The organism is Dyella psychrodurans, assembly GCF_003363265.1.
In the GTDB taxonomy this organism is placed as follows: domain Bacteria; phylum Pseudomonadota; class Gammaproteobacteria; order Xanthomonadales; family Rhodanobacteraceae; genus Dyella_B; species Dyella_B psychrodurans.
The window spans coordinates 96,751-120,565 of sequence record NZ_QRBF01000007.1 but is presented as its reverse complement, the minus strand read 5'-3'; the positions used below and the strand labels follow the sequence as shown (position 1 = coordinate 120,565).

Sequence of the window (23,815 nt, the reverse complement as noted above, 5' to 3'; positions counted from 1 at the left end):
CTGTGCTTGCACGCGTTCGCTGTGTCCTAAGAACTGGACGCGGCCGTCGAATGTCACATTCGAAGCCGCTGATTCGTCCATTCGAAGCGCCCCTGTTCGTCGAAAAAGAAGAAAAAGCTCATCCAGAGCCCACCAGCAACTGATTCAAAGGATCGCCTCATGTCCCCTATCCAGTTGATTTCATTCAGTTCTCACGTGTCCAAATCACCTCTCGAAACCTTTGTCGCCTGTGCTCACCAAATGCTCGATCCTGCCACGCCCGAACCCGTACGCCGGGCGATGGAGCCCCGTTTGCTGGCGCAGCTGCCAGCTCTGCGGGCCCTGGGCGTGTTCGAGTTGTTCGAATTGCGCGACCCGGCCTTGCGGGCCTGGTTGGGCGACGAGCTGGCGGAGCTGACGTCCGTACCCCTCAGATAGTCCATTTCTGACAATTTGCTGAAACAATAGATGTCTAAAACATATTTGCCTTGACAAATATTATAAGGGCAATAGAATGCGCTCCCATGACTACGGGACCGCTCATAACCCCTACCGCCCAAGAGAGTCTTGGCGTGCTGATTGGCCTCGTCCGCGCCGAACTGGTGCGCGGTATCGAGGCGGAGATTGCCGCCAAGGGTCTCGATCTGCGCTTTACCCAATTTCTGATCCTCAAGCGGCTGTATCTATTGGGGCCGATGTCCGCCACCGAGCTGGCCCGCTCGGTGGAACTGGACGGCGGCGCCATGACGCGTCAGCTCGATCAACTGGAGAGCAGGGGGCTTTTGCGTCGTCGCCCGCATGAGCAAGACCGTCGCGCCTTGCGCATCGAGCTCACTGACGCCGGTAGCGAGATCTGGAAGGAACTGACAGGTTGCAACGAGCGCGTCCTGCAAGCAGCACAGCGTTCATTGAGCGACATCGAGAGCAAGCGTCTGCACGACTACCTGGAGCGCGTGTTGCTCGCGCTCCGCGACAAGAACTGATTCACCTTATTCGAGATTTGAAAGCCATGCGTCTGCATATACTTGCGGCTGCTGTCGGACTGACCTTCGCGCTCGCTGGCTGCGCCACGAGCGGCGGCCTTCATACGAACGGCACGTCGATCGATCCGTCTTCGCTCAAGGCCGAGCGAAGCCTTGCGAACGTGCAGGTGTCCGATGCGGCGTGGCCGAAGGACGATTGGTGGACGGGCCTGGGCGATCCCCAGCTCAATACCCTGATCGCCGAAGCTTTGCACGACAACCCGACGCTTGCCATGGCCGACGCGCGTGCGCGTGAGGCGCAGGCCGAAGCCGGTGCTGCCGACGCGGCGCGCAAGCCTACCGTCGGCGTCGGCGCGAGCGTGGCCGAAGCGCGCATTCCCACTTCCATTCCCGTGCTCGGCACGGGGCATGCGGCGGCGGCCAAATATGTGTATGGCAGCTTCAAATGGGATCTGGACCTATGGGGCGGCCAACGCGCTGCGTGGGAAGCCGCGGTAGGTCAGTCGCGCGCTGCCCAGGTCGATGCGCAAGCGGCGCGCATCGAGGTGTCGACCAATGTCGCGCGTGCCTATGTGCAGCTCGGTTATGCCTATGCGCTGCAGGATGTCGCCACCGCCGAACTCAAGCGCGCAAGCGACGTGCGCGACCTCACGCGCAAGCGCGTGGCGGCCGGCATCGATAGCCAGATCCAGCTCAAGCAGAGCGATTCCGAAGTGGCCAGCGCGGAAGGGCAGAAGGCGCTGGCCGATCGCGCGATCGATGCGGCACGTTCGGCCTTGTCGGTGTTGCTCGGCAAGGGTCCCGATCGTGGATTGGATATCGGCCGTCCGCAGTTGCTGCCGCCGGGCGCGCTGACGGTGCCGTCCAATCTGCCGGTCGACCTCGTCGGCCATCGCGCGGATCTGGTCGCGGCGCGCTGGCGCGTGGAAGCCACGACCAAGAACATCAAGGCCGCCAAGACCGAGTTCCTGCCGAACGTGAACATCGGCGCGCTGGCGGGTCTGGTCAGCCTGGGTGGCGGCAATCTGTTCTCGCTGCAGAACCGCTTCTATGAAGTGGCGCCGGCGGTGAGTCTGCCGATCTTCGATGGCGGTCGTCGTCGCGCCAACCTCGACAGCAAGGACGCGCAATACGATCTCGCGGTCGCGCAGTACAACCAGACACTGGTGTCGGCGGTCAACGAAGTGTCGGACGACTATGACGCCATCGCATCGGCACAGCAGCAGATCGACGCGCAGCAGCGCGCGGTCGATGCCGCCAGCGATGCGTGGAAGCTCGCAGAGCAACGCTACAAGTCGGGCATCGGCAGTTATCTCGAAGCGTTGAGCGTGCGCCAGGAATTGCTGGCCGCCGAACAGCGCATGGCGCAGCTGCATGCGCAGCAATCCGATCTCAACGTGCAACTGATCCAGGCGCTCGGCGGCGGCTACCGTCCGCAAGCCGACGCTGAACTTTCCTCCAAATAATTCTTATCGTTCCTGAGGCAGCCCCATGTCCAGTCCGAATCCCAATATCGCCGACGCTACTGTGCAGGCGCCTCCGGTTAACAACCGGCGCGGTTTCCTGCTGCGCGCGTTGGGCGTGATCGTCGTTCTTGCCCTCATCGGCTGGACGGCGTGGTATTTCCTCGATGGCCGTTGGTACGAAGGCACCGATGACGCGTACGTCAACGGCAACATCGTGCAGATCACGCCGCGCATCGCCGGCACCGTTACCAGCATTCGCGCCGATGACGGCGACCTGGTGAAGCAGGGCGACGTGCTGGTGACGCTCGACAAAGCCGACGCCGACGTCGGACTGCAGCGCGCCGCCGCCGACCTCGGCAGCACGGTGCGCAAGGTGCGCGGCCTTTACAGCACCGTGCAAGGTGCGCAGGCGCAGCTGGCCGTGCAGAGAGTGGCGCTGGCAAAGGCACAGGCCGACTACAACCGTCGTCGCGATCTGGCCAAGAGCGGTGCGATCTCCGCCGAAGAACTGTCGCACGCGCAGGATGCGTTGAACGCTGCGCAGAACGGGCTCACCAACGCCCAGCAGCAGTTGCAGACCAACAAGGTGCTGGTGGACGACACCGTGGTCGCCTCGCATCCGGACGTGATGGCCGCTGCCGCCGCGTATCGCGCTGCATATCTGGACGACATACGCGCCACGATGGTGGCGCCGGTGACGGGCTATGTGGCCAAGCGCACCGTGCAGGTCGGCCAGCGCGTGCAGCCGGGTACGGCGCTGATGGCAGTAGTGCCGCTGCACGAAGTGTGGGTGGATGCCAACTTCAAGGAAACGCAGCTCACGCAGATGCGCATCGGCCAGTCGGTGGAAATCACCTCCGACGTCTACGGCGGCGCGGTGAAGTACAAGGGTCAGGTGGAAAGCCTCGGCGTGGGCACGGGCAGTGCGTTCTCGCTGCTGCCGGCGCAGAACGCCACCGGCAACTGGATCAAGATCGTGCAGCGCATTCCGGTGCGCGTGGTGTTCACCGATCCGTCGCAGCTCGACAAATACCCGCTGCGCATCGGCATGTCGCTCGACACCGAAGTGAATCTGCACGACCAGAACGGTCCGACACTCGCGCAGCAGCCGCGTACCGAAGGGCGCTTCAGTACGGACGTCTACCAGAACGAACTGGCTGAAGCGAACGTGCAGATCGAAAAGATCATCCACGCCAATACGGCGGGGCAGCAATAAAAGGGCAGGGAAGGGTCGCGCCGCCTGTGAACCCGTTCGGCAGCGACTCATTCCTTCCACGGCCGACATTGCCCACACACACCCATATCCGCATCCCATGAACACCCATTTCCGTCCACCCAACCTGGTTCTAGCGACGATCGGCTTGTCGCTGGCCACGTTCATGCAGGTGCTGGACACCACCATTGCCAACGTGTCGCTGCCGACCATCGCGGGCAACCTTGGCGTGAGTCAGGATCAGAGCACCTGGGTGATTACCTCGTTCGCCGTGAGCAACGCCATCGCGTTGCCGCTCACGGGCTTTCTCACGCGCCGTTTCGGCGAGGTGAAGCTGTTCGTGTGGGCGACGCTGTTGTTCTCGCTCGCCTCGTTCCTGTGCGGCATCGCGCAGAGCATGAGCATGCTGATCCTGTTCCGCACCATCCAGGGCGCGGTGGCGGGTCCGATGTATCCGATCACGCAGGCGCTGCTGATCTCGATCTATCCACCCGCCAAGCGAAGCATGGCGCTGGCGCTGCTCGCGATGGTGACGGTGGTGGCGCCGATCGCCGGTCCGATTCTCGGCGGTTTGATTACCGACAATTATTCGTGGCCGTGGATCTTCTTCATCAACGTGCCGATCGGCATCTTCGCCAGCATGGTGGTGGCCAACCAGATGCGCTTGCGCGCCGTGGTCACGCAAAGGCCGAAGATCGACTACGTGGGTCTCATCACGCTGGTGATCGGCGTGGGTGCCTTGCAGGTGGTGCTGGACAAGGGCAACGACGACGACTGGTTCAACTCCACGTTCATTGTCGTCACCGCGATCATCTCGGCCATCGCCATCGTGATCTTCCTGATCTGGGAATTGACCGACAAGGATCCGATCGTCGACCTGAAGCTATTCCGTCACCGCAATTTCCGCATGGGCACGATTGCGCTGGTGCTGGCCTATGCGGCGTTCTTCGCGATCGGTCTGCTGATACCACAATGGTTGCAGTTGAACCTGGGCTACACGGCGACGTGGGCAGGCTTCGCTTCCGCGCCACTGGGTGTGCTGCCGGTGCTGCTCACCTTCATCGTGGGCAAGTACGCGCCGCGTTTCGACCTGCGTGCGTTGACCAGCGGCGCGTTCCTGATCATGGGCGCCACCTGCTTCCTGCGTTCGAACTTCTACATCGGCATCGACTTCACGCACGTCGCGCTGGTGCAGTTGCTGCAGGGCCTTGGCGTGGCGTTCTTCTTCATGCCGGTGACCACGATCCTCTTGTCCGACCTGCAACCTCATGAAATTGCCGCGGGCGGCGGCGTGGCGACCTTCCTGCGTACGGTGGGCGCAAGCTTCTCCGCGTCGCTGACCACTTTCATGTGGGAGCATCGCGGCATCCTGCATCACTCGCACCTGGCCGAACAGATCACGCCTTACAACCCGGATGTGCAGCAGGCGATGAACCAGGCCGGCGATTCGCAATCGGTCGCGGCTTTGTTGAATCAGGCGATCACCCTGCAGGGCCTGCAGATTTCGTTCAACGAAATCTTCCATCTGCTCGGCTGGATCTTCCTCTCGCTGATCGTGGTGATCTGGATGGCCAAGCCGCCGTTTACCGCGAAGGCTGGCGCTGGTGCGGGCGGTCACTGATCGGTCGACATGCACCCAAAACGACAAAGGCCTCGATCGGGGCCTTTGTCGTTTTGGGACGATGTAATTTGGATCAGAACGCGATACCGGCGACCACCATCGTTTCGCCGCGGTTGGGTTCTTTGATGCTGCCGTTGGAGATATGGCGAATGCCGAGGCTCCAGTGATTACCCTGGTAGCCGACCGTCGTGACGAATTCGTAGACGGTGCTCAATGCCTGCGTTTTTCCGGTGTGCACGGCCGGCTGGAAGCTCAGGAAGAACGGCTGATACCAGGCGTTGGTCGGGCCGTAGTGAAAACGTGCACCGCCGGCCACCAGCCAGATGTCGTCGCGCGTGGTGTAACGGTTGGCGTTGTATTGCGGAATGTTGCGGCCATCGATCCAGCCGGCAGTGACATCTGGCGACCAGGTGAAATTGCTGCTGCCGATCTGGTTCGGATCGAAGATGACTTCGCCGAATGCAGCAGGCGTGCTGTAGCCATTGGAGGGGCTGCCCATGTAGCTGACGCCACCTTGCACTTCGAAACGGGCCGCCATGGCGGGAAGTGCCGGCAAAGTGCAAATGAGTGCGACTGCCAGGCCGCGGGTTAGAGGATGAATACGCATTCGGTTACCTACGGGTATAGGGACATGGCGTTTATGTACTTAAAAGTTTACTAATGTTTAACGCCAGCGGCTACCCCCATTTGGGTCATTTTTTGCAAGACGCCGTCGTCGCCCTATTCGGTGAGGGAAAGCGACAGCTTTGCGTAAGCGAATGCCTGCCGGTGTAAGCGCTTTCCGCGAGGTCCGCGCTCGCCGTGTGGGCTATGGAGGATGCGTGTACGGCTTCTCAGGCACATGTTCGTGATCGTGTCGTTCGTTGACCTGCAACCATCAACACGCCCGCAAGCGCCGTGCTTACTCCAAACAGCGTGGCGACAAGGGATGTCTGCAAGACATCTTCGGAATAGCCATGCGCAACAGGCGCCGTATCACTTGCCTATCGACGCGGCCTGCTTGGACGCAAGGCACTGCGCGATCTCGAGAAATGCACTCACCATCGGATTGTCGACGTCGGCGCGATAAATCGCCCAGACGGCTGTCACCGCATCCACGTCCGCCACCGTGCGGTACACGACATCTTCCACCATCATCCGTTGTACGGAAGCCGGCAACACCGCAACGCCGAAGCCGCCGGAGATCAGTCCGATGATGGTGGGGAGCTCGCGGACCTCGTACAGGATCCGCGGACTGAAGCCGGATTTCCTGCACAACGCGATCACTTCGTCATAGAAGCGCACGCCGAGGCTGCGCTGATAAAAGATGAAATCCTCATCGGCCAGTTCGCGGATATGGATGGGGCCGGGCGTCTTCGCGAGCGGATTGCTCGCATGCATGACCGCCGTGGTGGAATCCTTGAACAACTCGATGGCCTTGATGCTGTCGGGCAAGGGTTCCGGACGGATCACGCCGACATCGATCACACCTTGCTCCAGCGCCTCGATCTGATGCGAGGTCGCCATTTCGTGGATCTGCAGGCGCACATAGGGCAGGCGTTCGCGAAACCTTGCCAGCACGCGCGGCACGACAAACGTGAAAGGCCCCGAAGACATCAGGCCAAGATGCAGTTCACCCAGCTCGCCGCGTTGCGTGCGCGCAACCGATTCGGCCGCGCGTTCGGCCTGCACCAGGATGCCGCGAGCGCGCGGCAGCAGGGCGGTGCCGGCATGGGTCAGCGCGATGCCGCGCCCCTTGCGCTCGAAAAGCCTGGCGCCCAACCGTTGCTCAAGTGCATGAATCTGCTGGCTTAGTGGCGGCTGCGAAATGCCCAGACGCTCCGCGGCGCGCCCGAAATGCAGCTCGTCGGCGACGGCAACGAAATACTTCAAGTGCCGAAGCTCCAGGTAATCATTCGTCATGCGTATCAAGCCATTCGCCTATCTGTATCGATCTTAACAAGCCGTACAACTAATCTTTCCGGACAGCTGGCGCCTTTCCCCAAGCACCGGCTGTTTGTTGTCATCGCAAGTTTGCCTGTAAGCAGAGCATGCGGTCGCCAAAGGCGATCGCAACTGGGTTTTGCACGCCGCACAACTGCCATGAATGCGGCATGCGGCCTGGGTGCTCCGCCCTCCCTTCCCTGGAGTACATCCAATGCTGAGGATTGTACGGCTTGCGCTGGAGCGGCCTTATACATTCGTCGTTCTCGCCCTGCTGATCCTGATCGTCGGACCCCTGGCGGCGCTGCGCACGCCTACCGACATTTTCCCGGATATTAAAATTCCGGTGATCGCGGTGGTCTGGCAGTACACCGGCCTCCCACCGGAACAGATGGCCGGGCGCATTTCCTCGCCGTTCGAGCGCGTGCTGACCACCACCGTCAACGACGTGGAGCACATCGAAGCCAAGTCGATCGCCGGTTTCGGCATCATCAAGATCTACTTCCAGCCCACCGTCAACATCGCCACCGCGAATGCGCAGGTAACAGCCGTCTCGCAGACGTTGCTCAAGCAGCTTCCGCCGGGCATCACGCCGCCGCTGATCCTCAACTACAACGCATCCACGGTGCCGATCCTGCAGCTGGCACTGTCGGGCAAGGGCTTGAGCGAGCAGAACCTGGGCGACCTGGGCCAGAACATTTTGCGTCCGCAGCTGGTCTCCGTGGCCGGTGCGGCCATTCCGTATCCTTACGGCGGCAAGACGCGCCAGGTGCAGATCGACGTCGACTCCGCCAAGCTGCAGGCGCGCGGCCTTTCCGCGCAGGACGTGGCCAATGCACTGGCGGCACAGAACCTGATCATTCCGGTTGGCACTGAAAAGATCGGAACATTCGAGTACACGCTCAACCTCAACGATTCGCCGTCCGACATCAATGACCTGGGCGACCTGCCGGTCAAGACGGTCAATGGCACCACCATCTACATTCGCGACGTAGCGCATGTGCGCGACGGCGCGCCGCCGCAGACAAACGTCGTGCACGTGGACGGCAATCGTTCGGTGTTGCTGACGATTCTGAAGAACGGTTCGGCATCGACGCTCGCCATCGTCGCGGGTATCAAGCAGCGCGTGATCGACAGCAAAGGCCTGTTGCCGGATAACCTCAAGGTGACGCCCATCGGCGATCAGTCGTTGTTCGTGCGTGCTGCCATCACCGGCGTGGCGCGCGAAGGCGTGATCGCCGCGGCGTTGACCAGCTTGATGATCCTCTTGTTCCTAGGTAGTTGGCGCTCGACGGTGATCATTGCCGTGTCGATTCCGCTGGCCATTCTGGGCGCCATTGCTTTGCTGTCCGCGTTCGGCGAAACGCTGAACATCATGACGCTGGGCGGCCTCGCGCTCGCCGTGGGTATCCTCGTCGACGACGCCACGGTGACCATCGAGAACATCAACTGGCATCTGGAGCACGGCAAGGATGTGGAAACGGCGATCATGGACGGTGCACGCCAGATCGTGACGCCGGCCTTCGTCTCCTTGCTTTGTATCTGCATCGTGTTCGTGCCGATGTTCTTCCTCGACGGCGTGGCGCGCTACCTGTTCGTGCCGATGGCCGAAGCGGTGATGTTCGCGATGGTGTGCTCGTTCATCCTTTCGCGCACGCTGGTGCCGACGATGGCGAAGTTCCTGCTCAAGCCGCACGCGCCGCACTCCGATGAACACGTCGCACCGCCGCCGTCGCGCAATCCGCTGGTGCGTTTCCAGCGTGCATTCGAGGCGAGTTTCGAGCGCATCCGTGCGACCTATCATGGCCTGCTCGAGCTGGCGCTGGGTCATCGCAAGCCGTTCGTCGTCGGCTTCCTCGCCTTCGTGCTGGTGTCGTTCCTGCTGGTGCCGTTCCTGGGCCGCAACTTCTTCCCGGATGTGGATGGCGGGCAGATCCTGATGCACGTGCGTGCGCAAGTCGGCACGCGCGTGGAAGATACGGCGAACGTCTTCAACAGCATCGAGCAGACCGTTCGCTCCGTGATTCCGCCGGATGAACTCGGCACGGTGGTGGACAACATCGGCCTGTCGAACAGCGGCATCAACACCACGTACAACAACACCGGCCTGATCGGCGAACAGGATGGCGACATCCAGATTGCCTTGAACGAAGGCCATCGTCCTACTGCCGATTACGTGCGCAAGCTGCGCGAGCTGCTGCCGCGCAAATATCCGGGTGTCACGTTCTCGTTCCCGCCAGCGGATATCGTCGGCCAGATTCTCAACTTCGGTTCACCCGCGCCGATCGATCTGCAGATTCGCGGCCCGAACCTCGCTGCGAACTTTGCATACGCCAACACGCTGCTCGGCAAGATCAAGCTCGTGCCGGGCGTGGTCGATGCACGCATCCAGGAATCGCAGGCCAATCCGGCGTTCGACGTCAATGTGGATCGCACGCAGGCACAGTTGGTGGGCATCACCGAGCGCGATATCACCAACAGCCTGGTGGTGAACCTTGCCGGTTCCAGCCAGGTGGCGCCGACGTTCTGGCTGAATCCGGCCAACGGCGTGTCGTATCCGATCGTGATGCAGACGCCGCAGTACAACCTCGACAGCCTTGCCTCCTTGCGTAACCTCCCCGTCAACGGCAGCAATGGACAGGCGCAGGTGTTGGGCGGCCTGGTGACGCTCAAGCGCAACAACACCAACGATGTGATCGACCAGTACGACATCCAGTCGGTGGTGCAGATCTACGCGGCGACCCAGGATCGCGACTTGGGCGGCGTTGCAGCCGACGTGCAGAAGCTGATCGACGCCACCGTCGCCCAGCAACCCAAGGGTTCGCACGTCGTGCTGCTCGGCCAGGTGCAGACGATGAACAGCGCCTTCTCCGGCCTGCTGTTCGGCCTGCTCGGTGCCGTGGTGCTGATCTATCTGCTGATCGTGGTGAACTTCCAGTCGTGGAGCGATCCGTTCGTGATCATCACCGCGCTGCCCGCCGCGCTGGCCGGCATCGTGTGGATACTGTTCGCCACGCACACGCCGTTGTCGGTACCCGCGTTGACGGGCGCGATCATGTGCATGGGCGTGGCGACCGCGAACTCGATCCTCGTCGTCAGCTTCTGCCGCGAACGCCTGGACGAACACGGCAACGCCGCCGTCGCGGCACTCGAAGCCGGCTTCACCCGCTTCCGTCCCGTCTGCATGACGGCACTGGCGATGATCATCGGCATGGCGCCGATGGCATTGGGCCTGGGCGAGGGCGGCGAACAGAACGCACCGCTCGGTCGCGCCGTGATCGGCGGCCTCATCTTTGCCACTGCCGCCACGCTGCTTTTCGTGCCCGTGGTGTTCAGCATCATCCATGCGCGTCACAGCCATGCCCCGAAAGAAGCAGATGCTTCTGGAGAACCAAGCTATGTCGTCTGAAGCAACCCTTCATTCTTCTGAGAAGCTTTCCAAACGCGGATTGCGCCTGGCCGGACTCGTCGTTGCGGTGGTGCTGGTCGCCGTCGTGGTGATCGGCCTGATCACGCGCGCCACGCAGGCAAGCAGCCTGAAAACCTGGACCGACGAACAGGCCGTTCCCACCGTCAACGTGGTCATGCCCGAACCTGGTAAAACCGGGCCGGTGCTCGATCTCCCCGGTCGCCTGGAAGCCTTCATACGCGCACCGATCTACGCGCAGGTGAGCGGCTACCTGAAAGACTGGAAAACCGACATCGGCGCGCCCGTGAAAAGCGGAGAACTGCTGGGCGAGATCGACACGCCCGAACTCGATCAGCAACTGGTGCAGGCGCGTGCGGATCTTGCCAGCGCGAAAGCCAATTCGGAGTTGGCCGGCACCACCGCCAAACGCTGGCAGGCGATGCTCGGCAGTGATTCGGTGGCGCAGCAGGACGTCGATCAGCGCACCAGCGATTACACCGCGAAAGTCGCGTTGATGAATGCGGCGCAGGCCAACGTCGATCGACTGGTCGCGGCAAAGGCCTTCGCACGCATCGTGGCGCCGTTCGATGGCGTGGTCACCGCGCGTGATACCGACGTCGGCGCCTTGATCAATGCCGGCGGCGGCACGGGCCCGCAACTCTTCGTGGTATCGGACATCCATCAGCTGCGCGTCTACGTGCAGGTACCTCAGAGTTACGGTCCTTCGATCCGTCCGGGCAGCACCGCCGTGCTGGTGGTGCCGGAATATCCGGGTCGCGAATTCCACGCCAAGGTGATCGCCACCTCCAATGCCGTGAACGCCAACTCCGGTACCACGCTGGTGCAGCTGCTGGTCGACAACACCGACAGTGCCTTGATGCCCGGTGCCTTCGCCCACGTGCGCTTCAGCCTGCCGGTCGATGGCACCGCGCTGCGTGTGCCTGCCAGCTCGCTGATCTTCGACAACGCGGGTTTGCGTGTTGCGACGGTGAACGATGGCAACAAGGTGGCGTTCAAGAAAGTGAGCATCCTGTACGACTACGGCAAGTCGGTCGAAATCGGTGCGGGCCTGCAAGCGGGCGATCGCGTGATCGACAGTCCGCCGGACGGCATCAAGGACGGCGACGCCGTGAAGATTGCCAGCGAAGATGCGACGGCCAAGCCTCATGAAAAAGCTTGAAATTGCCCTGACCGTCGCCATCGCTGCGGTGCTTGGCGCCTGCTCGCTGGCACCTGCGTACAAGCCGCCGGCAACGCCTGGTGCGCCGGCGTACAAGGATGTGGGTCCGTGGGTGGGTGCGCAGCCGAATGATCAGTTGCCGCGCGAGAACTGGTGGCAGTTGTATGGCGACACCGAACTCGATCAGTTGCAGACCCGGCTGCTCGCCAACAATGCCGATCTTGCTGCTGCCCTGGCGCATTACGAGCAGGCACAGGCGTACAGCGCGGAAGCTCGCTCCGAATTATTCCCGCAGGTCGGCGCGGGTGCCGTCGCACAACGCCAGCGCGAATCGAATACGGCACCGCCGCTGCGCAATCCCGCGGCGCCCTCGGTTTACAACTCTTATACCGTAGGCGTGCAAGCCAGCTACGAAGTCGACCTGTGGGGCCGCGTGCGCAACACGGTCGAAGCAGGTCGCGACAACGCACTGGCGGCGCAGGCGGATCTCGCGTCCGCTCAGTTGAGCCTGCAGGCGCAACTGGCCGACAGCTACATGCAGCTGCGCGGTCTCGACCAGCAGATCGAATTGCTGCAGCAAACCATCCAGGCATACGAGAGGGCGCTGAAGCTCACGCAGACGCTTCATGGCGGCGGCATCGTTTCCGGCCTCGACGTATCGCGCGCGCAGACGCAGTTGTCCGATGCGCGTTCGCAATGGTCGCAGACGATGGCGCAGCGCGAGCTGATGCAGGATGCGATCGCCGTGCTGGTGGGCGAAAACGCATCGAGCTTCAGCCTGCCCGCGCAGACGGCGGCGATTCCGGTGCCGGTGGTGCCCCTCGATGTGCCTTCCACGCTGTTGCAGCGTCGTCCCGATGTCGCCGCGGCGGAGCGTCGCGTGGCCGCGGCCAACGCGGGCATCGGCATCGCGCGTGCCGCGTGGTTCCCGTCGTTGACGCTCAATGCGCAAGGCGGCTTCCAGAGCACGGGCTGGGCGAATCTGCTTACCGCACCGAATCGCATCTGGGCGCTCGGTCCGGCACTGGCCTACGATCTGTTCGATGGTGGCTATCGCAAGGCCACCATCGAGGCGGCCAAGGCCAAGACGGATGAAGCCGGCGCGATGTATCGCGGCGTCGTGCTTTCGGCGTTCCAGCAGGTGCAGGACAATCTCGCCCTGGTCGACCACCTGGGCTCGGCCAGCACGGATCAGAAGGATGCCTCGGACGCTGCGCAGCACGCGCTGGATCTGTCGATGACGCAGTACAAGCACGGCGCGGTCAGCTACCTCGATGTCGTGCAGGCGCAGACGGTCGCGCTGCAGGAACAGCGAGGCCTGCTGGACCTCGACACGCAGCGGCTGCGCGCCAGCGTGCAGCTCATTCGCGCGCTGGGCGGCGGGTGGTCGGTGGATCAGCTTGCACGCAGGTAACGGAGGCCATATATACGGCCTGCTGCTCGATCCTCATCGGCAGTCATGGCAGAATTTAGGAAATGCCGAGGAAACCAGCATGAGCACGAAGACGGGCGAGACCGATCCAGGAAACACCGGTGCTTCCGACCACCACGGCATACCTGCCGGCATGCACAAGCCGGCGCATGGTCCGCTGGACACGATCGAAACCACTGCGCTCGATGAAGTGCTGCACGACTCGGCGCTGCGCGACTCGACATTGCGAGTACCCCGCTGACGCGCGATGTCGGTATGAGGTCTTGAGGTCCGCAAGCGGCCTCAAGCTGCTTTAGCACGCTGCCGGCCATCAGGCCTTTCGGGCGGAAAACACGCGGCTTCCACGCCCCGGTGCGCGAGTATACTCGTGCCCGGGATACCCGCCTGCGGCTTTGTGGCCGTCGCGTGGCAGGCAACATGGATGATGGGTAACGTCGATTCATCGTTGGACGGGGTGCGGTTGCGGACTCGCAGGGAACACCCATCGTTTCGATCAGGCGACCATCAGGACCCTCTATGAATACGGATCGTTCCACACCGTCGAGCCAGCAGGCGCTGCGCGCTAAACAATTCCTGCGTTGGCGCGTGCGGCTGATACGCAGCGTCGACCATGACGCCGTCATGGCCAATGTCATGGACAACGGCATGTTCACGCCGCGCTATGCATTCATGGCCATCATGTCGTGCGGCATCGCGATACTCGGCCTGTTGCAATCGTCCGCTGCCGTCGTGATCGGCGCGATGCTCATCTCGCCTTTGATGGGGCCGATTGTCCAACTGGGTTTTTCGCTTTGCGTCGTGAATTTCAGCATGATGCGACAAGCCCTGATCGCACTGCTGGCAGGTATTGCGCTGGCGCTGCTCATCGCCATGTGCGTCGTCTGGTTCTCGCCGTTGCGCGAAGCGACCAGCGAAATCCTGGCGCGCACGCAACCGACGCTGTTCGATTTGCTGGTGGCGCTGTTCTCGGGTCTCGCGGGCGGTTACGCCGTTGTCACGCGCAAAGGCGAAGCGATCGTCGGCGTGGCGATTGCCACCGCCTTGATGCCGCCGCTCGCCGTGGTGGCATATGGCCTGGCGACCAACGACATGGGCATCGCCGGCGGTGCGTTCTTTCTCTTCATGACGAATCTGCTGGCGATTGCGCTCGCCATGACGCTGATAGCCAAATGGTACGGATTCGGCGTCGAGAATTCACCGCAGCATACGGCGTGGCAGGCTGCCGTCATCGTCGTCACGTTCATCGTGCTGGCGATTCCGCTCGGCCTGGCACTGCGCAACATTGCCGAGCAGTCATTGGCTGCCAAGCAAACGCAGGCCGTCATTAGTGAATACCTCAACGATCACGGCGGCAGCATCGAGCAGCTGAAGGTGGAGCGGCGCGGCAATCAATACGCCGTCAACGCCGTACTGCTGGTTCCGTCCTACCTCAACGCTGCGCAAGACAGCATCCAGAACCTGCTTAAGCAGAAACTGAAGCGCGACGCCGTGGTGCAGGTCCGCCAGACCCTAGAGGCCAACGACACCTCCCGCCGCGACAGGGCCGACATCGACAGCCTGCGCGCGCAGATCGACGACCTGACATTGCAGGTCAACGAACTGAAACGGCAGGCCGAGCCGTGGATCGCGATGCACGTGAAGGATCTGCTTCAACAACCCGCCGACGTGACGGTCGACCTGACCAAGCGCCGAATCGTCATCTCGCTGCCATCGTCGGCAGACGCCGACGCGAGCCACTTGCGTGCGCTGAAGGAGCACTTGTCGACACTTGAGCCGGGATGGGATGTCGATATCACCAAGGCGCCATTCGCCACGGCCGGCGAGAACCCGTCGGTGCCAGCCTCGTCGTCGTCAAGCCATTGAAGCCACCCGGTTGACCACATGGACATGCGCGGAAATGCCACGCGTGTCCATGTGACGCTTATCGACAGGCAGATACTTCGCAGTACGGCGAACCCTTCTTCCCGTTGTCATCAGATTGCCGCAGTCGCAGCGCGACACTGGCGGTTACCCCGATGCTGACAGCCCGGTTGCAGGAGGGAAGCATGAAAATCCTGGTGGTTGAAGACGACATCGAAACGGCGGCCTATCTCAGGTCGAGCCTGTCCGGTCCCGAGCAACGTGTCGATTGCGCCGCGGACGGCTCCACGGGTTGGCGCATGGCAACCAGCGGCGAATACGATCTCCTGGTCGTCGACCGCATGCTGCCGCACACCGATGGCATTTCGCTGGTAAGAAACCTGCGCGCCAGCGGAAAGCACATGCCCGTGCTGATGCTTTCGGCCCTGGGCGAATCCGACTCGCGCGTGGAAGGACTGGACGCCGGCGCCGACGATTACCTCGGAAAGCCATTCGCGCTCAACGAGCTGAGAGCGCGTCTCGGTGCCCTCGCGCGCAGGCCCCCGATGGCCGAAGCGCGCACCAGGCTGTGCGTGGGCGACCTGCACATGGATCTGATCAGCCGGGAAGTGACCCGTGCGCAAACCCCGATCGAATTGCAGCCGAGAGAATTCCGCCTGCTCGAATACCTGATGATGCAGGCGGGCAAAGTGGTCACGCGGTCGATGCTGCTCGAGCATGTGTGGGAGTTCAATTTCGATCCGCAAACCAGTCTCGTCGAAACGCACATCAGCCGGTTGCGCGCGAAGATCGATCGTGGCTACAGCGTGGCGTTGCTGCATACGGTACGCGGCACGGGATATTGTCTACGTGCATCCGAATAGTTTCATCCGCACTGCCACATTCCGCGTTGCCGCCATGCAGGCGCTGGCGTTCGCGCTGGTCGTCGCCGCACTGTTCGGGCTGGTCTGGCGCGAGATTCACACCTATGTGGCCGATCAGCTGCGCACGGCTGTCGAAGTGGAAACCGCCAGTCTGCGCGAAGCGGCGCGCGCCGGTACCTTGGAGCCGCAAATCCGGCAACGCCTGTCCGTGAAGCAGGAAGGGGCGGATTATTACCTGTTATCGGATGCCGGCGGCAACCACATCGCGGGCAACTTGTTGTTTCATCCGACGATGGCGGGCTGGCAGCGCGTACCCATCCACAACGCCTACGGCATACACAAGGGCCACGCCAACCAAGTCGATCTCTTTGTGACGCGCCTCGATGGCGGCAAGTGGTTGACGGTGGGGCGGGACAATCGCGACATCGGCGAACTCGACGAAAACCTGGGCCGCTACTTTTTCTTCAGTGTCGGCGTGGCCATGTTGTTCGCCCTGCTATCGGGCGGTATCGCAGGGCACATTTTCGTCAAGTCCGTCGATCGCCTCAGCGCACGCGCCGAACGCATCGTGACGGGCGAGGAGGTTGGACCCTTGCGTCTTGAGCGAGGCAGCGCCGAATTCGTGCGCCTTGCGGGTCGCCTCAACCGCATATTGGAGCGCGTGCACACCTTGATGGAAAACATGCGCCAAGTCTCCAACGACATCGCGCACGATCTTCGCACGCCGCTCACGCGCCTGCGCCAGCGGCTGGAGTCCGCCGCCGAACTCGATCATGAGCCGATGCAGCAACGTGCGGCCATCGAACGCTCCATCGCCGATGTCGACGGCGTGCTGGCGACATTCGGCGCACTGCTGCGCATTTCGCGCATCCAGGCGCGCGAGCGCCGGGCGGGCTTTGCACCGGTGGATCTGTCCGAACTCTTTTCATCGATGGCCGACACCTATGCGCCGGTCGCCGAAGACGCAGGGCACTTTGTGAGCGCGCGCGTGCAACCCGGGCTTGCCTTCAAGGGCGACAAGGCATTGCTCACGCAGATGCTGTCCAACCTTATCGAAAATGCCATTCACCATACGCCGGTGGGGACACGCATCACCTTGTCGCTCATGGCCAGCATCGAGGGTGTGATCGGCTGCGTCGAAGATACGGGTCCCGGTATTCCTGCCACCGATCACAAACGTGTCTTTCATCGTTTCGTGCGCCTCGACAGCAGTCGAACCTCGCCGGGAAGCGGGCTGGGCCTGGCATTGGTGGCCGCCATCGCCGAACTGCATCGCGTTCCGGTTGCCCTGTTCGATCGCAAGCCAGGTTTGGCCATCGAGATGCGGTTCACATAAACGCGACATATTTCCGCAGAAATCACGCATCCGAGTGAAGCTTACCGATTCGTATAGCTGCTGCATTCTCGCTGTCATCCCTCGCGCTTAGTGTCGAAAAGGTACGCGCCGCACTTGCCTTCTGCGCGGCGCATCCACCGATCCGAGGGTTTGAACATGTCACTTGCACAGGCTTGCAGGCTTGCTTTGGGAATGATCGCGCTGGCCGCGCCGATCATGGTGAATGCCGCCGATTCGGTCGCGCTGAGCGGACATGTGGAAATCGCCACGGGACACAAGCCGATATCGGGGGCGCGCGTGGAGATCCGTGAGATCCGCGCAGTGACGACCACCGACGCCAACGGCAACTACCAGCTGCAAGGCGTTGCTCCCGGCGCGTATACCCTTGTGGTCAAGGTAGACGGACAGCGCGCGCTACAACGCAAAATTACCGTTGACGCCGGCACACCCGCCATGGAGAACTTTGTGCTCGGCGCCGACGTCAAGTCGCTGGACCAGATCAACGTCAGTGCACCCGTGACTGCGGATATGGAAGCGCGCGCCGTGCAGCAGCAGGCGCCCAACATGATCTTCGTGCAGCCGGCCGCCGCGATCGAACGATTGCCGGACGTCAACGCCGGCGAAGCGGTGCGCCGCTTGCCGGGCGTCTCGCTCGAAACCGATACGGGCGAAGGCCGTTTCGTGAACATCCGCGGCCTGGATGCGGACCTCAACAGCACGACCTTCGATGGTGTGCGCCTGATGCCCACCAACGTTTCCACGCCTACCGGCGGCGGTCGCGCGGTGGCGTTCGATTCGATTCCTGCGGGCCTGGTCGGCGCGCTGACGATTACCAACACCAATCTCCCCGAGCAGGATGCCGAAGCGCTGGGTGGCACCGTCGAGATCACCTCCAAGACCATGCCCAGGGATCGGGATCAGTTCGTCGATCTGCAGCTCGGCACCGGTCTGGAAAATCTGCGCGATACGCCGATCAAGGATTACGAGCTCACCGGCGGCTTTCGCTTCGGCCCGGACAAGAACTACAAACCCTTCACCTTTATCGGCACGGTCAATTACTACCAGGATCATCGCGGCATCGACGACGTGGAAGCGGGTTACGTCGACCAACAAGGATCGGGCGTCCCGGACAAGGCATTCACCGATCTCGATCAGCGCTACTACAACTATCAGCGCACGCGCCATGGCTACGGCGCCGAACTGGATTTCCAGCCCGACGACGATGACAAGTGGTATGCGCGTTACTTCGACGCGGGTTATACCGAACGGAAAAGCCGGGACAGCCTGATACTCGATTTCGCAGGGGCGCCGGTGGCGGATCCGAATAACCCGAACGGCTTGATCGACGACGCCACCTACACCAAGTCCGCGGAGCACGAAAAGGAAATGATCGACTCGCGCGTGATGATACTCGGCGGCCAGAACAACTTCGGCAGTTGGCGTACGGATTACCATCTGGCGATGTCGATCGGCTCGTACAACAAGCCTTACGACTACGGCATCAATTTCGCCAACGGGACGCCCAATCCTTCCAATCCGGATGGATCGGGAGCCTCCATCGTCTCGTACGACAACATCACCAACCCGAACTATCCCAGCTATTCCATCCTGCAAGGGCAGAATCCGACCAACCCGAACGGATACACGCTGAACGATTTCAGCAACGGCACCGAGCACGATCACGATCAGGAATACAGCATCGGCGACAACGTCACCATCCCCACCAGTTTCTTCGCCCAGAGCAACAACGAGTACCTCAAATTCGGGGTGAATGCGCGGATGCGGGAGCGCAACAACAGTCAGCAGAATTTCGACTACAACCCTGCGGCATTGCCGTTCTCGCAGTTTGCCATGGGTCAGCCGATCACGTATTACGACAATCACTACAGCATCGGCCCACTCATCAACCCGCAGGCGCTGATCAACTATTTCAGTGCCAATCCCGGGCAGTTCGTCGAAAATTCGGCCAATGACTTCCTGGGCGATCTCCAGTCCCATGGTCACGACAGCGAGAATATCTACGCGGGCTACGGCGAATACGCATTCCAGCCCATGGAAAAACTGAGCCTGCTGGCCGGCGTGCGTTACGAGTTGACCAACGCGCAGTACGAAGGCTTGAACATCCTGACGAGCAATGGCGCGCTGGTGAGCTACTCGCCCAACATCGTCAATCGCAACTACGGCAATTTCTTTCCCACCGTGCAGGCGAAATACAGTTTCGATACCGACCTGATCGGTCGCGTCGTGTATTCGAAGACGATTGCCCGGCCGGGATTCCAGCAGGTCACGCCATCGACACAAGTGGACGACGTGAACGATGTGGTGTCCCAAGGCAATCCCACGCTCAAGCCAACCTACAGCGATAACTTCGACATGTCGCTGGAATACTACCTGCCGGAAGGCGGCCTGGCGTACGCGGGCGTGTTCGACAAGCAATTGACCAACTACATCGTGCAAACCGGCGTCATCCAGACGGTGACCAACCCTGTCGGTATTCTCGATGTCTTCGCACCCGGTACCCAGGTCACGTTCAGCAGCTACGAAAATATTTCCTCCGCCTGGGCGCGGGGCGTGCAGCTGGTGTACGTGGATCGTTTCCGGTGGCTGCCGGGCGTGTTGAGCGGGCTTGGCGTGAATACCAATTACACCTATGTGGACTCGCGCATACAGATTCATCCTGGCGTGTATTCGCTGTTGCCGTCCACGTCGCGCAACACGGCCAACTTCGCGCTCACTTACGATTATGCCGGTCTTCGCCTGGATCTCGGCGCCTACTACGAGAGCAAGAACATCTTCACCGTCGGCGGTCCGCTATACACCAATGCGGACGGAACACCCGCCAACGTTTACGCCGATCAGTACTCCTCGGCGCGCACGTCGCTGGACTTCGGCGCCAGCTACGCCTTCAACGACACCTTTTCGGTGTACTTCGGCGCCAAGAATCTGACCAACACCAAGTTGCGGTTCACCGAGACGGCGGCCAACAACCGACCCATCCAGCGCGAGTTCTACGACCAGACCTTCACCGCCGGCGTGCGCATCCACCTGTAGTCGATGTTGCGCGAATGCCGGGCAAGCCGGACGGACATCCGGCCTGCCATGTCGATCTCCCTGCATCTCCTCAAGCAATAACTGAAAAGGAAAGCATCCATGAAGCGAATGGCTCTCGTGCTCGCGAGTCTGATGGCGACCTCCGCCGCCTGTATGGCCGCGGCAGCACCCTCGACCTACGGCGTATTGCAACGATACGTGCTCGGCGGTGAGGGTAAATGGGATTACCTGACCTTCGATGCAGGCACGAACCGCCTCTATATCGCGCGCGGCAATCGCGTCATGGTGATGGACACGTCGAGCGGAAAGCTGGTCGGCGAAGTGCCCGGTGCCATCGGCGCGCACCGCGTCGTACTCGTAGCCCAACAGCATCGCGGCTACGTGAGTAACGGCCACGGCAACAGCGTGATGCCCTTCGACCTGGCCACGCTGAAGCCTCAGCCCGCGATTGCCATCACTGGCAAAGGCCCGGATGCGATGTTGTTCGACGAAGCGAGCGGCAAACTGTGGACCTTCAACGGTCACAGCAACAGCGCAAGCGAGATCGATCCGGTGACGCAAAAGGAAGCCGGATCGGTGATGTTGCCCGGCAAGCCCGAATTCGCGGTCACGGACAACCATGGGCACATCTACGTCAACCTCGAAGACACATCGAAGATCGCCGAAATCGACGCACATGCCGGCAAGGTCATCGCGTCATGGTCGCTGACGCCGTGCGAAGGCCCGACCGGGCTCGCCATCGACGTGAAGCACGCGCGCCTGTTCTCCGCCTGCGCCAACCAGCATCTTGTAGTGATGGATGCCAACGACGGCCATCGCGTCGCCGTACTTCCGATCGGCAACGATCCGGACGCCGCGGGCTATGACGCGCGAGCGGGTGTGGTGTACAGCTCCAACGCCGACGGCACCCTGACCGTCATCAGGCAAGACGACGCCGACCATTACGCGGTGATCGCGAATGTCGCCACCGCAAAGGGCGCACGCACGCTGGCCGTGGACGAAGGTACGCACCACGTCTATCTGGCAGCGCCGGATGTCGCCGAGAAAGGGCAGGGTGCCTCCCAGGCGTCGTTCGGTGTGTTGGTAGTCGGCGCGCCGTGATGCGCGCCTGATCGTCGGATGGCCCTATTTTCTGGAGATCGGCACATGAGGCTTCGTATGCGCACATGGTTTCGCAAAGGCCGTGTATGCCTGCTCGCGCTATTCGGCCTCTGCGGTATGGCCCATGCGTCCGATACGCAGAATCCTGGGGACCTGCGACTGGTCGTGGTGCTCAGCCGTCACGGCGTGCGCTCGCCCACGACCGCGCCCGAATCGCTCGACGCCTTCTCCAGCAAACCCTGGCCGACGTGGCCGGTACCGCCGGGCTACCTTACGCCACACGGCAAGCAGCTCATGAGTCTGATGGGTCATTGGTACCGTGCCTACTATGCACGTGCCGGATTGTTGTCCGATCACGGATGCCTGACATCGTCCGTCTACGTCGTTGCAGACGACGAAGAGCGAACGCTGGAGTCCGCGCATGGCCTGATGGATGGCTTCGATCCGGGTTGTGCCGTCGATGTTCATCCGTCCGCGAAACAAGGATCCGATGCCTTGTTTTCGCACGCCGCATCGGGCGCCAGCGATGATGATCGTGCCGAGGCAGTCGCTGCGGTACTGGGACGTGTCGGCGGCGATCCGGCGCGGCTGGCATTGGCCCATGCCGGTCTCTTGAAGCAGATGCAAGCGATATTGCTCGATTGCGCTCCGCACACTTGCGGCGACGCACAGGCTGCTGGCAAAAAGATACTGCTGGACCAGCCTGCTTCCATTACCGCAACGCATGGAGACGGCCTGGTCAGCATCAAGTCGCCGCTGCATAACGCGAGCACGTTCGCGGAAAACTTCTTTCTGGAATATGTGCAGGGGATGCCCATGTCCGACGTGGCGTGGGGACGCATTTCACCCATTCAGTTGGGCCAGTTGCTGACCCTGCATACATCGTTCAGCGACATCGAGCTGCACACCCCGATTATCGCCAGGGCCTACGCGGGGCAACTGGCCACTCGCATCCTGGCGACATTGCAACAGGCCACCGATTCACATGCGCTACCCAATGCGATAGGCGCCGCACAATCAAAGATGGTCTTCCTCGTCGGTCACGATACGAATATCGAAACGCTCGCAGGCCTGCTCAACCTGCACTGGATGCTTCCGGAACAACCAGCCGATCCAGCATTCACAGGCGGCGCCTTGGTGTTCGAGTTGCGCAGCACCGGGGTTCCCGCGCGCTACATCGTGAACGCTTATTACGCCAGCCAAAGCATGGAACAGATGCGAAACAGCACTGCTCTGGATATGGCGCATCCCCCACAGATCGCCCCGATATTCATACCGGGTTGCAGCAGTGCAGGGCCACGTTACGATTGCCGGTTGGATCGCCTGGCCAAACTTATTGCGCAAGCATCGGGATCGCGTTCAGTGCATTGATGTTCCCGAAGACGCGCCTGGCAAGAAGCTTCAGTCGTAGGAGCGTTCTGCTGAAAGCTGACCGGGCAGGACAAACTCAAATCCACGCTCCTCCAGCTTGGTCAAGGTCTCATCGAGCACCGCAACGGTAGTCGGCTTGCTATGCATCAGCAGAATTGACTCATCTTCAGTCTGCTCGAGGCTCCAATGGAGAATCTGCTCGGGCTTGTTCTGCCAGCTGTCCTGGCTGTTTGCATTCCACAGCACTTGTTGCATGCCGGACGATTCGGCGGCTTGCTTAACGACAGCTGATGTTATGCCCCAAGGTGGGCGAAAGTAAGCTGGCCGATGACCCGTAGCCATCGCTATGCGTTCGCTGCATCCTTCGATCTGTTGATGAAGCTCGGGGGCCGAAAGCTTCGTGAGTTTCAGGTGATCGTAGCTATGATTGCCGATCACATGGCCACTGCGCTCGAATTCGCTGAGCAGTCCCGGATCAGCCTTGTCCAGGTGATTGCAGATCACGAAGAATATGGCGTGGGCATGATGTTTGCGCAACACATCAAGAATCTGCTCATCCACGCCTTGCCCATAAGGGCCGTCGTCGAACGTCAGCACGGCATATTTCCTTCCGGCAAGCCAATCGCTTGCGCGGCGCCAATCATGCTGTGCAAGACGCGTGACCCGGCTGCTGTTCTCGTGCAGGACAAAAAGCGGCGCTTGCGTATTGCGTTCGACGGTAAGTACCAGGCATACGATCCACAGCAGCAGAAGCGCGACGGACAGCATGTGCCGATGGAAAATGTGAGTTTCAGAGGTGTTTGTTCTTAACAAGGCCATGGTTCGATGTCTCCAACAACCTGGGTGCCGCCCGCTTCTTTCCCTTTTTGGCCGGGTGATGCCTGAGTCCCGCCCGGGTCGAAAAAGTGGCCGCCGTCTCGCATAAAAAGGGTCGATGGAGATAAAGCATGTGCCGTGCCAAGCCCTGGATGCCCTTTTTGCCCGGTATTGCCGTGTCTGCACGCAAATAGCGGCATGACAAAGTGAC

18 protein-coding genes are annotated in these 23,815 nt (G+C 61.5%); 15 read left to right on the top strand and 3 right to left on the bottom strand.

Annotated features, from left to right (window positions below; genetic code table 11):
* The first annotated feature begins 159 nt into the window (after positions 1-159).
* The 5 genes from DWU99_RS17195 (at position 160) to DWU99_RS17175 (ending at position 5,262) form a co-directional block, all read left to right on the top strand.
* Positions 160-417 (top strand): hypothetical protein, encoded by a 258-nt coding sequence (locus tag DWU99_RS17195; protein ID WP_115479311.1) that lies wholly within the window; start codon positions 160-162, stop codon positions 415-417.
* Positions 418-503: 86 nt separating this feature from the next.
* Positions 504-962, top strand: coding sequence for a MarR family winged helix-turn-helix transcriptional regulator (locus DWU99_RS17190; RefSeq protein ID WP_115479310.1), 459 nt, complete (start codon positions 504-506; stop codon positions 960-962).
* A 26-nt stretch (positions 963-988) separates the two neighbouring features.
* Positions 989-2,428, top strand: a complete 1,440-nt coding sequence (locus DWU99_RS17185) for an efflux transporter outer membrane subunit (RefSeq protein ID WP_115479309.1) — start codon at positions 989-991, stop codon at positions 2,426-2,428.
* Between the two features lie 25 nt (positions 2,429-2,453).
* Positions 2,454-3,644, top strand: coding sequence for an HlyD/EmrA/EmrK family protein (locus DWU99_RS17180; RefSeq protein ID WP_115479308.1), 1,191 nt, complete (start codon positions 2,454-2,456; stop codon positions 3,642-3,644).
* Between the two features lie 97 nt (positions 3,645-3,741).
* Complete coding sequence (locus tag DWU99_RS17175) at positions 3,742-5,262, top strand: DHA2 family efflux MFS transporter permease subunit (protein WP_115479307.1); 1,521 nt, start codon at positions 3,742-3,744, stop codon at positions 5,260-5,262.
* A 73-nt stretch (positions 5,263-5,335) separates the two neighbouring features.
* Here the strand turns inward: DWU99_RS17175 and DWU99_RS17170 are convergent, their stop codons facing one another.
* Positions 5,336-5,800 (bottom strand): acyloxyacyl hydrolase, encoded by a 465-nt coding sequence (locus DWU99_RS17170; protein ID WP_233511199.1) that lies wholly within the window; start codon positions 5,798-5,800, stop codon positions 5,336-5,338.
* Between the two features lie 437 nt (positions 5,801-6,237).
* Positions 6,238-7,164 (bottom strand): LysR substrate-binding domain-containing protein, encoded by a 927-nt coding sequence (locus DWU99_RS17165; protein ID WP_199535845.1) that lies wholly within the window; start codon positions 7,162-7,164, stop codon positions 6,238-6,240.
* Positions 7,165-7,399: 235 nt separating this feature from the next.
* Between DWU99_RS17165 and DWU99_RS17160 the strand changes: the two genes are divergently transcribed.
* From DWU99_RS17160 to DWU99_RS17115, 10 genes are all read left to right on the top strand, one after another.
* Positions 7,400-10,594 carry an efflux RND transporter permease subunit gene (locus DWU99_RS17160; protein ID WP_115479305.1) on the top strand — a complete coding sequence of 1,065 codons (3,195 nt, stop codon included), beginning with the start codon at positions 7,400-7,402 and terminating at the stop codon, positions 10,592-10,594.
* A complete protein-coding gene (locus DWU99_RS17155) occupies positions 10,584-11,774 on the top strand; it encodes an efflux RND transporter periplasmic adaptor subunit (protein ID WP_115479304.1) in 1,191 nt (396 codons plus the stop codon). The genes DWU99_RS17160 and DWU99_RS17155 overlap by 11 nt, the downstream gene beginning before the upstream one ends.
* Complete coding sequence (locus tag DWU99_RS17150; RefSeq protein WP_199535844.1) at positions 11,761-13,188, top strand: efflux transporter outer membrane subunit; 1,428 nt, start codon at positions 11,761-11,763, stop codon at positions 13,186-13,188. The genes DWU99_RS17155 and DWU99_RS17150 overlap by 14 nt, the downstream gene beginning before the upstream one ends.
* Positions 13,189-13,267: 79 nt before the next feature.
* A complete protein-coding gene (locus DWU99_RS17145; RefSeq protein ID WP_115479302.1) occupies positions 13,268-13,447 on the top strand; it encodes a hypothetical protein in 180 nt (59 codons plus the stop codon).
* A gap of 275 nt (positions 13,448-13,722) precedes the next feature.
* A complete protein-coding gene (locus tag DWU99_RS17140; protein ID WP_115479301.1) occupies positions 13,723-15,069 on the top strand; it encodes a DUF389 domain-containing protein in 1,347 nt (448 codons plus the stop codon).
* A gap of 182 nt (positions 15,070-15,251) precedes the next feature.
* Positions 15,252-15,929, top strand: coding sequence for a response regulator transcription factor (locus DWU99_RS17135; protein ID WP_115479300.1), 678 nt, complete (start codon positions 15,252-15,254; stop codon positions 15,927-15,929).
* The gene (locus DWU99_RS17130) at positions 15,916-17,265 is read left to right on the top strand and encodes a sensor histidine kinase (protein ID WP_115479299.1); all 1,350 of its coding nucleotides are present in this window, start codon (positions 15,916-15,918) and stop codon (positions 17,263-17,265) included. The genes DWU99_RS17135 and DWU99_RS17130 overlap by 14 nt, the downstream gene beginning before the upstream one ends.
* 156 nt (positions 17,266-17,421) lie before the next feature.
* Positions 17,422-20,316 (top strand): TonB-dependent receptor, encoded by a 2,895-nt coding sequence (locus DWU99_RS17125; RefSeq protein WP_115479298.1) that lies wholly within the window; start codon positions 17,422-17,424, stop codon positions 20,314-20,316.
* 99 nt (positions 20,317-20,415) lie between these two features.
* Positions 20,416-21,417, top strand: coding sequence for a YncE family protein (locus DWU99_RS17120; protein WP_115479297.1), 1,002 nt, complete (start codon positions 20,416-20,418; stop codon positions 21,415-21,417).
* A 45-nt stretch (positions 21,418-21,462) separates the two neighbouring features.
* Positions 21,463-22,788, top strand: coding sequence for a histidine-type phosphatase (locus tag DWU99_RS17115; protein WP_158543340.1), 1,326 nt, complete (start codon positions 21,463-21,465; stop codon positions 22,786-22,788).
* Positions 22,789-22,818: 30 nt separating this feature from the next.
* Here DWU99_RS17115 and DWU99_RS17110 read toward each other — a convergent pair whose 3' ends face one another.
* Complete coding sequence (locus DWU99_RS17110) at positions 22,819-23,607, bottom strand: polysaccharide deacetylase family protein (protein WP_158543338.1); 789 nt, start codon at positions 23,605-23,607, stop codon at positions 22,819-22,821.
* Between the last annotated feature and the right edge of the window lie 208 nt (positions 23,608-23,815).

Bases quoted from the DNA above. Each gene is read 5' to 3' on its own strand.
- DWU99_RS17195 (WP_115479311.1), top strand. From the start codon at position 160: ATGTCCCCTATCCAGTTGATTTCATTCAGTTCTCACGTGTCCAAATCA.
- DWU99_RS17190 (WP_115479310.1), top strand. From the start codon at position 504: ATGACTACGGGACCGCTCATAACCCCTACCGCCCAAGAGAGTCTTGGC.
- DWU99_RS17185 (WP_115479309.1), top strand. From the start codon at position 989: ATGCGTCTGCATATACTTGCGGCTGCTGTCGGACTGACCTTCGCGCTC.
- DWU99_RS17180 (WP_115479308.1), top strand. From the start codon at position 2,454: ATGTCCAGTCCGAATCCCAATATCGCCGACGCTACTGTGCAGGCGCCT.
- DWU99_RS17175 (WP_115479307.1), top strand. From the start codon at position 3,742: ATGAACACCCATTTCCGTCCACCCAACCTGGTTCTAGCGACGATCGGC.
- DWU99_RS17170 (WP_233511199.1), bottom strand. From the start codon at position 5,800: ATGGCGGCCCGTTTCGAAGTGCAAGGTGGCGTCAGCTACATGGGCAGC.
- DWU99_RS17165 (WP_199535845.1), bottom strand. From the start codon at position 7,164: ATGACGAATGATTACCTGGAGCTTCGGCACTTGAAGTATTTCGTTGCC.
- DWU99_RS17160 (WP_115479305.1), top strand. From the start codon at position 7,400: ATGCTGAGGATTGTACGGCTTGCGCTGGAGCGGCCTTATACATTCGTC.
- DWU99_RS17155 (WP_115479304.1), top strand. From the start codon at position 10,584: ATGTCGTCTGAAGCAACCCTTCATTCTTCTGAGAAGCTTTCCAAACGC.
- DWU99_RS17150 (WP_199535844.1), top strand. From the start codon at position 11,761: ATGAAAAAGCTTGAAATTGCCCTGACCGTCGCCATCGCTGCGGTGCTT.
- DWU99_RS17145 (WP_115479302.1), top strand. From the start codon at position 13,268: ATGAGCACGAAGACGGGCGAGACCGATCCAGGAAACACCGGTGCTTCC.
- DWU99_RS17140 (WP_115479301.1), top strand. From the start codon at position 13,723: ATGAATACGGATCGTTCCACACCGTCGAGCCAGCAGGCGCTGCGCGCT.
- DWU99_RS17135 (WP_115479300.1), top strand. From the start codon at position 15,252: ATGAAAATCCTGGTGGTTGAAGACGACATCGAAACGGCGGCCTATCTC.
- DWU99_RS17125 (WP_115479298.1), top strand. From the start codon at position 17,422: ATGTCACTTGCACAGGCTTGCAGGCTTGCTTTGGGAATGATCGCGCTG.
- DWU99_RS17120 (WP_115479297.1), top strand. From the start codon at position 20,416: ATGAAGCGAATGGCTCTCGTGCTCGCGAGTCTGATGGCGACCTCCGCC.
- DWU99_RS17115 (WP_158543340.1), top strand. From the start codon at position 21,463: ATGAGGCTTCGTATGCGCACATGGTTTCGCAAAGGCCGTGTATGCCTG.
- DWU99_RS17110 (WP_158543338.1), bottom strand. From the start codon at position 23,607: ATGGCCTTGTTAAGAACAAACACCTCTGAAACTCACATTTTCCATCGG.